The sequence below is a fragment of the Brachyspira pilosicoli genome (assembly GCF_019402445.1).
GTDB lineage: Bacteria > Spirochaetota > Brachyspiria > Brachyspirales > Brachyspiraceae > Brachyspira > Brachyspira pilosicoli_B.
Genome location: NZ_SRZM01000217.1, coordinates 1 through 805, shown reverse-complemented (window position 1 = coordinate 805; position 805 = coordinate 1). Strand labels below are relative to the sequence as shown.

The 805-nt window shown below is 29.4% G+C and carries 1 protein-coding gene; it reads left to right on the top strand.

The window, feature by feature from the left end; genetic code table 11:
- Nucleotides 1-805 (top strand): ankyrin repeat domain-containing protein (locus tag E6A48_RS07560; RefSeq protein ID WP_219709411.1); only part of this gene is annotated, 805 nt, incomplete at both ends.

Genomic DNA, 805 nt, shown 5'->3' with positions numbered 1-805 from the left:
GGTGCTGATGTAAATACTAAAGACAATTATGGAGCATCACTTCTTGATACAGCTTATACAACAGAATTGGCACTAAATAGAGAAATGTTTAAAGTATTAGTAGAAAATGGTTTTGACTTAGAATCAAGAATAAAGTGTGTGGAGAATTATGATTATGATTATACTCCTTTAATGATAGCAGCTTTAAGAAATGACTATGATATGGTTAAATTTTTAGTTGAAAAAGGTGCTGATGTAAATGCCAAAACACATTCTGAACATAGCTCAGTAGAAACTCCACTATTACTCTCATTAGATAATGAACATCCTGACTATAGATATTATTATTATAAAAATGAAAATTCATCTGCTGCAGAATTTTTAATAAATAATGGTGCAGATATAAATGTAACAAATGAGGATGGAGAGACACCTTTAATGTATGCTTCCAAACTTCATAATATAAAAATGGTAGAACTTCTAATACAAAAAGGGGCAAATATAAATGCTTTCGATGATTATGGAAATACAGCCTTAATGTATGGCGTAAATAATTTAGAAACAGTAAAATTATTAGTTGAAAACGGTGCTGATGTAAACTCTCAGAAAGGAGGAAGTACTGCTTTAATATTAGCATGTAAGCCTCGTAGGGGAAGAAATATAGATGTAATAAAATATTTAGTTTCAAAAAATGCTGATATAAATGCACAAGATCATCAAGGAGACACAGCTTTAAATAAAACTTTTTATCATTTAAATGAAGGCAGTATTGATATACTAGACTTTGAAATAGCTAATTTTTTAATAGAGCAAGGTGCTGATGTAA